An 8,335-nucleotide genomic window follows, 5' to 3' on the forward strand; every position below is an offset into this window, starting at 1 on the left:
CGCTATCAGGTGAGCCGCCCGTTTGGGCAGCACCAAGGGAGGGGAATATGTCCGGTGTAAATCTTAGCGGTATCGTGAAATCTTACGGCGCGATGCAGGTGGTCCACGGGATCGATCTGACGGTCGCGGAGAAAGAATTCGTTGTGCTGGTTGGCCCGTCGGGCTGCGGCAAATCCACCACGTTACGCATGATTGCAGGTCTCGAAGAGATCACAGCAGGGGACCTCACGATCCATGAACGCCGCGTAAATCGCGTCGCACCCAAGGACCGTGATGTCGCGATGGTGTTCCAGAACTACGCGCTCTACCCGCACCTGAATGTGGCCGACAACATGGCCTTCGGTTTGCGCATCCGTAAAATGCCCAAAGACGAAATCAAACAGACTATCGACGATGTCGCCGAAATTCTGGGCCTGACGAACTACCTTGATCGTCGCCCCGCCGACCTCTCGGGTGGTCAGCGCCAGCGTGTTGCGATGGGTCGCGCCATTGTCCGTCACCCCAAAGTATTCCTGTTCGATGAGCCCCTCTCGAACCTTGATGCCAAGCTGCGCACACAAATGCGGGCAGAGATCAAACGTCTCCATAACCGTTTGGGTGTGACGTCGGTCTACGTGACCCACGATCAGGTTGAGGCGATGACCCTCGCCGATCGGATTGTCGTCATGAATGACGGCGCTATCGAACAGGTCGGCACGCCCATGGAGTTGTTCAACAACCCCGCGAACACATTCGTGGCCGGCTTCCTCGGCTCTCCGCCGATGAACCAGATGAAGGGCCAACTAACCGAAAATGGCGCCCTCGTCGGCGGCACCGAAATCAAGGTTGATGGTCCAACCGGTAGCCACGCAGGGCGCAACGTTATCGTCGGCATCCGCCCCGAGCATGTCACATTGACGCCAGGCGAAGGAACATCGGCACTACCTATCGCTCTCGATCTTGTGGAACCGCTTGGCTCCGAAGCCTTGCTACATGCCCACGCCGGTAAAGAACCTCTGGTTTTCAAGGCCGATACACTCGGCGACATCAACCATCTCAACAACGTTGCCGAAGTCCACGTTCCGGCCTCTCTCGTCAAACTGTTTGACGCTGAGACCGGTCGCGCATTGAACCTCGGAGCTTGAAGCAGATGGCAGAGGAGCACACCACAGCCGCCGGTCAATCAGTCGAAGAGACCTTTATCGAAGCCAAAGAAGCACAGCGGATACGGCCGGACGATGGTCGATGGATCCGCCTCTTTGATCACTTCAGACGCGAATGGCAGATCTACGCGATGCTGCTGCCGACGATCATCTGGTTTCTCGTTTTCCTTTATAAACCGATGTATGGCCTGCAGATTGCCTTCAAAGACTACTCGATCTTCCGGGGCGTCGCCGGTAGCCCGTGGATCGGCTTCGAGCACTTCCAAACACTGTTTACGAATGATCAGTTCCTGCGCGCCGTAGGCAACACGATCAAGATCTCGGCGCTGAACCTTCTGTTCGGCTTCCCGGCTCCAATCATTCTCGCGCTGATGTTCAACGAGGTTCTGCATGCGACCTACAAACGCACCGCCCAGACCATCGTGTACCTGCCACACTTCATCTCGTCGGTGATCATCGCGGGTATCGTTATCACCGCATTCTCTCCCACCGCCGGTATCGTCAACACGATCATCGGATGGTTCGGCCTCGATCCGGTATACTTCCTGACCCAGCCGCAATGGTTCCGTCCGATCTTCGTGGGCACCGGCATTTGGCAGGAAGCGGGATTTGGTTCCATCGTGTTCCTCGCGGCCATCGCAGGTGTGAACCCGTCGCTCTATGAAAGCGCCGTGGTGGACGGTGCGAACCGCTGGCAGATGATGTGGAAGATCACCATTCCGTCGATCATGCCGACGATCCTGATCATGCTGATTATCCGTATCGGTAACGTCATGGAAGTCTCGTTCGAGCTGGTCATATTGCTCTACCAGCCTTCGACCTACGAAACCGCCGACGTCGTCAACACGTGGATCTATCGCCAGGGCCTTCAGTCCGGTCAATACGACCTCGCTGCTGCGGGCGGCCTGTTCAACGCAGTCGTTGCCTTCGTTCTGGTCATGACCGCCAACACTCTGTCGCGCCGCTTCTCGCGCACGTCACTCTGGTAGGAGGATCACACTATGATGAAATGGAACCTCTATTCACGCGGTGACAAGATCTTTGCAATCGCAGTGTCGGTCCTCATTGGCCTGTTCACGGTCGCAACGCTCTACCCGTTTATCTACATCGCGGCAGTGTCCTTCAGTTCGGGCTTTGCGGCTCAGGCGGGCAAGGTGGTGTTGACGCCGATTGACGCGACGCTCGAAGCCTACGGATATATCCTCAAGAACCCACAGTTCTGGATCTCCTACCGCAACACGTTCATCTACACGATCGGCGGCACGGTGATGAGCCTAATGTTCATCGTTCCATGTGCCTATGCGCTGTCACGCCAGCAACTTAAAGGGCGTCGGCTCTTTAACCTCTTCATCGCATTTACCATGTGGTTCAACGCCGGCCTGATCCCGTTCTTCCTGAACATGCGCGACCTGGGCCTGCTGGACAGCATGTTCGGCATCATCCTCGGCTTTGCCATCAATGCCTTCAACATCATCCTGCTGCGCAACTTCTTTGAATCGATCCCGCAGAGTTTTGAAGAAGCGGCACGCATGGATGGGGCGAATGATTTTCAGGTGCTCTGGAAGGTATTCATCCCGCTGTCCAAGCCGGCCATCGCCACCATCACCTTGTTCCTGATCGTGGCTCGTTGGAACGGCTTTTTCTGGGCAATGGTCCTGCTGCAGTCCGAATCCAAAATTCCGTTGCAGGTGTTCCTGCGCCACACGATCGCCAACCTGAGCGACGACGACGAATTCGCCATCGTCCAGACAGCCGCTGGTTTCAGCGCCGAGACGGTCACCGCGGCAATTATCGTCTGTTCGATCATCCCCGTGCTGATCGTCTACCCGTTCATCCAGAAATACTTCGAGAAGGGCATCCTTCTCGGTGGTGTCAAAGAATAACTACGAAACCGCAAAAGGGAGGAAAACTTATGCGTAAACTGAGCCTAGCGGCAGCCTTGCTTGCAGGGAGTGCTATTTCAACACCGGCCTTTGCCGAGGGAGAACATCTGATCGTCGACGAACCACTGGAGTTGACGATCCAGATGAACCACGCGCGTTACCCGATCTACGAAGAAGATTGGCCCGTGGAGCAGGCTGCGCGTGCGATGACCAACATCCACCTGAAGAACGACACTGTCGGCGCGAACATGCGCACGGACGAAAACACAGGCCGCACCGAAGCGCTGAACCTGATGCTCGCTTCCGGAAGCATTCCTGACATTGTTGGCTCCAGCCGTATCAAGGACTTCGTCAACCAGTTCGGCCCTGAAGGTGCCTTTGTGCCGCTCAACGATCTGATCGCCGAGCACGCGCCCAACATCGCAGCCTATTATGCCGAACGCCCCGACATCGCAGCCGCTGTTAAAGCCGCAGATGGCCAGATGTACTACATCCCCTATCTGCCTGACGGTAAATACGGCCGCGCCTACTGGATCCGGACCGATTGGCTGGATGCGCTGGGCCTTGAAGTACCGCAGACCGTTGAAGAATACGAAGCTGCCCTGCGCGCCTTTAAAACGCAGGATCCCAACGGCAACGGCATTGCGGACGAAGTGCCATTCTTCGCGCGCCAGTGGCCCGAACTTATCCGTCTGGTCACGCTCTGGGATGGCCGCGCGCACGGGTCTGACACCTATCACGACTTCCTCGTTGAGGACGGCCAGATCAGCCACGGCTACATCGGCGAAGGCTATCGCGAAGGTATCAGCAACCTTGCCCGCTGGTATGCGGATGGTCTGATCGACGCGGAAATCTTCACCCGCGGCTCCTCTGCCCGCGACTTCCTGCTCTCCGAAAACCTCGGTGGGTCGACCCATGACTGGTTCGCATCCACAGGTGGCTACAACAGCCTCTCCAGCGAGATCGAGGGCTTTGCTTTCGAAGCCATGGCACCGCCCGCTTCTGTCGGTGGCAAACGGGTCGAAGAGCATCGTCGTATTCTGGTCAAGCCTGATGGTTGGGCCATCGGCTACACCAACGAGCACACCGTTGAAACCATCAAGTATTTCGACTTCTGGTTCACTGAGGAAGGTCGTCGTTTGGCCAACTTTGGTGTCGAAGGCATGCACTACGAAATGGTCGACGGCCAACCGATCTTCACTCAGGAATTCCTGGATGCAGGTCCGATCAACCGGTCGCTCTATCAGGCAGGTGCACAGCTTCAGGCACGCGGTTACTTCCAGGATTACAACTATGAAATCCAGTGGACGAACGAGTTCGCGCTTGCCGGTATCGACCTCTACGAGCAGGGCGATTATCTGATCCCTGACTTCCTCGGCGTGGCGTTTACGGCTGACGAACAGCAGGTCTACGACCGCACGTGGGGCTCGATCCGTGACTATATGCTTGAGCGTCAACAAAGCTGGATCCTCGGCAATGGTGACGTGAATGCAGACTGGGATGCCTACCTTGCACAGCTCGACGACATGGGCCTGCAAGAGCTTATGGGCGTGATGCAGTCCGCTTATGATCGCCAGTACGGCAGCAACTAAATCCTCCCTCTCGGGGCGGCGTCTCCTGTCGCCCCGAGTCATTCTTCCCACCCAATTTGATGCGGAATTTCAGACCGATGTCGGCTACCAAACTTCCACACCTCGATGAACCAAAAGCAGGCCGCCTGACTGTCCAGTACAGCCCGACGCCTGAAACCGACGTCACCGAAAACCCGCCCCGCTTTATGTGGATTCCCGTTGTCGATGATGATGCCCGCTATGCGCTGCGTCTCTCCAGCGATCCCAAGTTTCCGGCAGGCAAGACGCAAGTCTACGAAAACCTGCCCCTGAATTTCTTTACGCCGGATGTGGTTCTGGACGCCGGAACCTACCATTGGTCCTACACAACGTGGGACGCCGGTGCGGGCGCACCCTCCAGCACATGGAGCAGCACCCGAAGCTTTACTGTCGCAGACGGGTTGGCCGAGACGCCGCTGCCTGCGCGCAAGGACCGCCTAGCAAAAGTCGCCACGGACCATCCTCGCCTATGGATGACCAAGGACCGGTTGGCGGATTTCAAAAAGGCCGTCAAAGCCGATCCCGATCATTGTAGCTGGTCGAATTTTTACGAGAAATCGGTCTTGCCGTGGATGGAGCGCGAGGTCACCCGCGAACCCGCCGGCTACCCCGACCACCAACGCACGGCTCCCGTATGGCGCCAAACCTATATCGACCTGCAGGAAGTCTGGTACGCGATCCGTCACCTCTCCATTGGTGGCAAGGTTACCGGCGACGCCAAAATGACTGCCCGCGCCAAGGAATGGCTGCTCGAAGCCGCGAGTTGGGACCCGATGGGGGTTACATCGCGCGCATATACCGACGAATGGGCTTATCGTGTCTGCAACGCGCTCGCGTGGGGGTATGATTGGCTCTACGACGATCTCTCGGTCGAAGAACGCGCCACGGTTCGCGCATCGCTTCTCGAACGCACCCGCGACGTCGCGGAGCACGCAATCCTGAACGCCAAAATCCACCTGTTTCCATACGACAGCCACGCAGTGCGCTCGGTTTCCTTGTGCATTGTGCCGGCCTGCATCGCGTTGCTCGGTGATGACGAAAACGATGAGGCCCGCGACTGGCTGAATTATTCAATCGAGTTCCTGATGACTGTCTATTCCCCATGGGGTGACAGCGATGGCGGTTGGGCCGAAGGCACCAACTACTGGATGATGGGCATCGCCTATCTGATCGATACCGCGAACCGGTTGAAGTCCTACACAGGCATCGACCTCTACAAACGACCCTTCCTGCAAAACACCGGCGACTTCCCTTTGTTCTGCAAAGCGCCGAACACCCGCCGCGCCACCTTTGGTGATGACAGCACCCAAGGCGACCTGCCCGGCATCAAGACCGGCCTCAACATGCGCCAGTTTGCCGGGGCGACGGGCAAAGGCGAATACCAATGGTATTGCGACAAAAACCTCGAATTGAACCCCGGCACCGAAGGGGCTTTCTACAATTGGGGCTGGTGGGACACGAACTTTGACGAACTCGTCTACAAAACCGATTTCCCCCAAATCGAGGCAACCCCACCCAAGGGCGGATTGCGCCACTTCAAGGGCATCGGATGGGTCGGCATCCAGCATGCGATGGATGATCCAGACAATCACATCCAGTTCGTATTCAAATCATCGAAATTCGGGTCGGTCAGCCACAGCCACGGTGACCAGAACGCCTTTTGCATGGCCGCCTACGGCGAAGACATGGCCATCCAGTCGGGCTATTACGTCGCTTTCAATTCAAGCATGCACCGCAACTGGCGCCGCCAGACCCGCTCAAAAAACGCGATCCTGATCAACGGCAAAGGCCAATACGCCGAGAAGGACAAAGCCAAAGCGCTCGCCGCGACCGGCAAAATCGTGGCCGCCGAAGAGCGCGACGATCACATCTATATCTGCGGCGATGCGACACCTGCCTACCAGAGCCTGTCACCGGAAGTGACCTGTGCGCAGCGCGAGATCTATTTCGTGCGCAACTCCTACTTTGTCATCGTCGACAAGGTGGATGCATCCAAGCCCGTGACAGTCGAATGGCTACTACATGCCAACAACGCCTTTGATGTCGGTAAATCGTCGTTCCGCAATACCGGTGAACGCGCGGGATTTTACGGGCAGATCGTTTGGTCCGAAAGCGGCAAACCCGAGATTACCCAAAAGACAGAATTCACCGACGTCGATCCCGCCGACTACGAAGGCCTCCACGTCAGCACCTGCCTGACGGCAAAATACCCTGCCGCCACGCGCCACCGCATCGCCACGCTTCTGGTTCCCTACAAACTGGATGCACCCAAACGGGTGTTCAACTTCATGGACGATCAGGGCTACGACGCGGACCTCTATTTCACGGATGCCGATGAGAACACCTTTAAGGTGGTCATGAAAAAGCTGGCAAACACCTAAGCACAACGGAGACGCAAGAATGACCGTAAAGAACCTGTTCCCCGGACACGAAAACGCTCTGTTTGATGCAGGCGGCGGCCTGACCCGCAAAGTGGGCGCCTACAATGACAACCTGATGATCGTCGAGGTGCATTTTGAAAAAGGCACCGTGGCCGCGCGTCACCACCATGTGCACGAGCAAATCACCTACGTCATTTCGGGAAAATTCGAGTTCACCGTCGGCGACGAGACCTACATCGTGAGCGCTGGAGACTCTCTCTACAAACAACCCAATATCGAACATGGCGCGACCTGCCTCGAGGCCGGCACGCTTTTGGATGTCTTTACGCCTCACCGCGAAGACTTCCTCTAATTCAGCAAAAATAACGAATTCAACGGAGTAAACATCATGACCAAACCCGTCATCGGATTTATCGGCCTCGGCCTCATGGGCGGCAACATGGTGGAGAACCTCCAAAAGAGGGGTTACGAACTTGTCGTCATGGACCTCAACAAGGATGCCGTGGCGGCGGTAATCGACCGCGGCAACGCGCAAGTGGCCGCCTCGCCAAAGGAACTGGCCGAGAAGAGCGATATCGTGATGCTCTGCCTCACAACCTCAGACGTCGTTGAAAAAATCGTCTATGGAGACAACGGCATCCTTGCGGGCATCAAGGAAGGCGCAGTGCTGATCGATTACGGCACCTCCATCCCTGCCTCGACACGCAAGATCGGTGCAGACCTCGCCAAAAAGGGCGCGGGCATGGTCGACGCGCCATTGGGCCGGACCCCCGCGCACGCCAAAGACGGCCTCCTCAACATCATGGCAGCTGGCGACAAGGCGACGTTCGACAAGGTCAAGCCAGTGCTCGATGAGCAGGGCGAAAACGTCTTTTACCTCGGTGCGCTCGGCGCGGGCCATGTGACCAAACTGATCAACAACTTCATGGGTATGACCACCGTTTGCACGATGAGTCAGGCATTTGCCGTGGCGGATCGTGCGGGCGTCGATCGCCAGCAACTCTTCGATATTATGTCGACAGGCCCATCCAATTCACCGTTCATGGGGTTCTGCAAAAACTACGCCGTGGATGGCGTGAGCGATCTGGGGTTCTCCATCAACAACGCCAATAAGGATCTGGGCTATTTTCTCAAAATGGCCGAGGACATGGGCACGCGCGCCGAAATTGCAGAAGGCACGTCCAGTAACCTTCAGGCAGCTGTCGAAGCGGGCATGGGCGATGGCAACGTCCCCGAGATCTTCGACTATTTTATGAAGCTTAAGGGTTAGACCCTAAATCCGCCTCGCGCGGCACGCAAAACAGGAAGGATGACCATGA

At 56.9% G+C, this 8,335-nt stretch carries 7 protein-coding genes; all 7 read left to right on the forward strand.

Going from position 1 to position 8,335, the window contains the following annotated elements:
• The first annotated feature begins 47 nt into the window (after positions 1-47).
• The 7 genes from ABD815_RS02765 (at position 48) to ABD815_RS02795 (ending at position 8,286) form a co-directional block, all read left to right on the forward strand.
• Entirely contained in the window at positions 48-1,124 is a 1,077-nt protein-coding gene (locus ABD815_RS02765; RefSeq protein WP_344843151.1) for an ABC transporter ATP-binding protein, read from the forward strand.
• Positions 1,125-1,129: 5 nt separating this feature from the next.
• On the forward strand, positions 1,130-2,131 hold the full coding sequence (locus ABD815_RS02770; protein WP_344843153.1) for an ABC transporter permease: 1,002 nt from the start codon (positions 1,130-1,132) through the stop codon (positions 2,129-2,131).
• Positions 2,132-2,143: 12 nt separating this feature from the next.
• The gene (locus ABD815_RS02775; protein ID WP_344843155.1) at positions 2,144-3,025 is read left to right on the forward strand and encodes a carbohydrate ABC transporter permease; all 882 of its coding nucleotides are present in this window, start codon (positions 2,144-2,146) and stop codon (positions 3,023-3,025) included.
• 29 nt (positions 3,026-3,054) lie between these two features.
• The gene (locus tag ABD815_RS02780; RefSeq protein ID WP_344843158.1) at positions 3,055-4,617 is read left to right on the forward strand and encodes an extracellular solute-binding protein; all 1,563 of its coding nucleotides are present in this window, start codon (positions 3,055-3,057) and stop codon (positions 4,615-4,617) included.
• 77 nt (positions 4,618-4,694) lie between these two features.
• Positions 4,695-7,016 carry a DUF4962 domain-containing protein gene (locus tag ABD815_RS02785; protein ID WP_344843160.1) on the forward strand — a complete coding sequence of 774 codons (2,322 nt, stop codon included), beginning with the start codon at positions 4,695-4,697 and terminating at the stop codon, positions 7,014-7,016.
• Between the two features lie 19 nt (positions 7,017-7,035).
• Positions 7,036-7,368: a cupin domain-containing protein gene (locus ABD815_RS02790; RefSeq protein WP_344843162.1), complete on the forward strand. Its 333-nt coding sequence runs from the start codon at positions 7,036-7,038 to the stop codon at positions 7,366-7,368.
• Between the two features lie 36 nt (positions 7,369-7,404).
• Positions 7,405-8,286 (forward strand): NAD(P)-dependent oxidoreductase, encoded by an 882-nt coding sequence (locus tag ABD815_RS02795; RefSeq protein ID WP_344843165.1) that lies wholly within the window; start codon positions 7,405-7,407, stop codon positions 8,284-8,286.
• Positions 8,287-8,335: the final 49 nt, after the last annotated feature.

The organism is Celeribacter arenosi (assembly GCF_039539485.1).
Lineage (GTDB): Bacteria > Pseudomonadota > Alphaproteobacteria > Rhodobacterales > Rhodobacteraceae > Celeribacter > Celeribacter arenosi.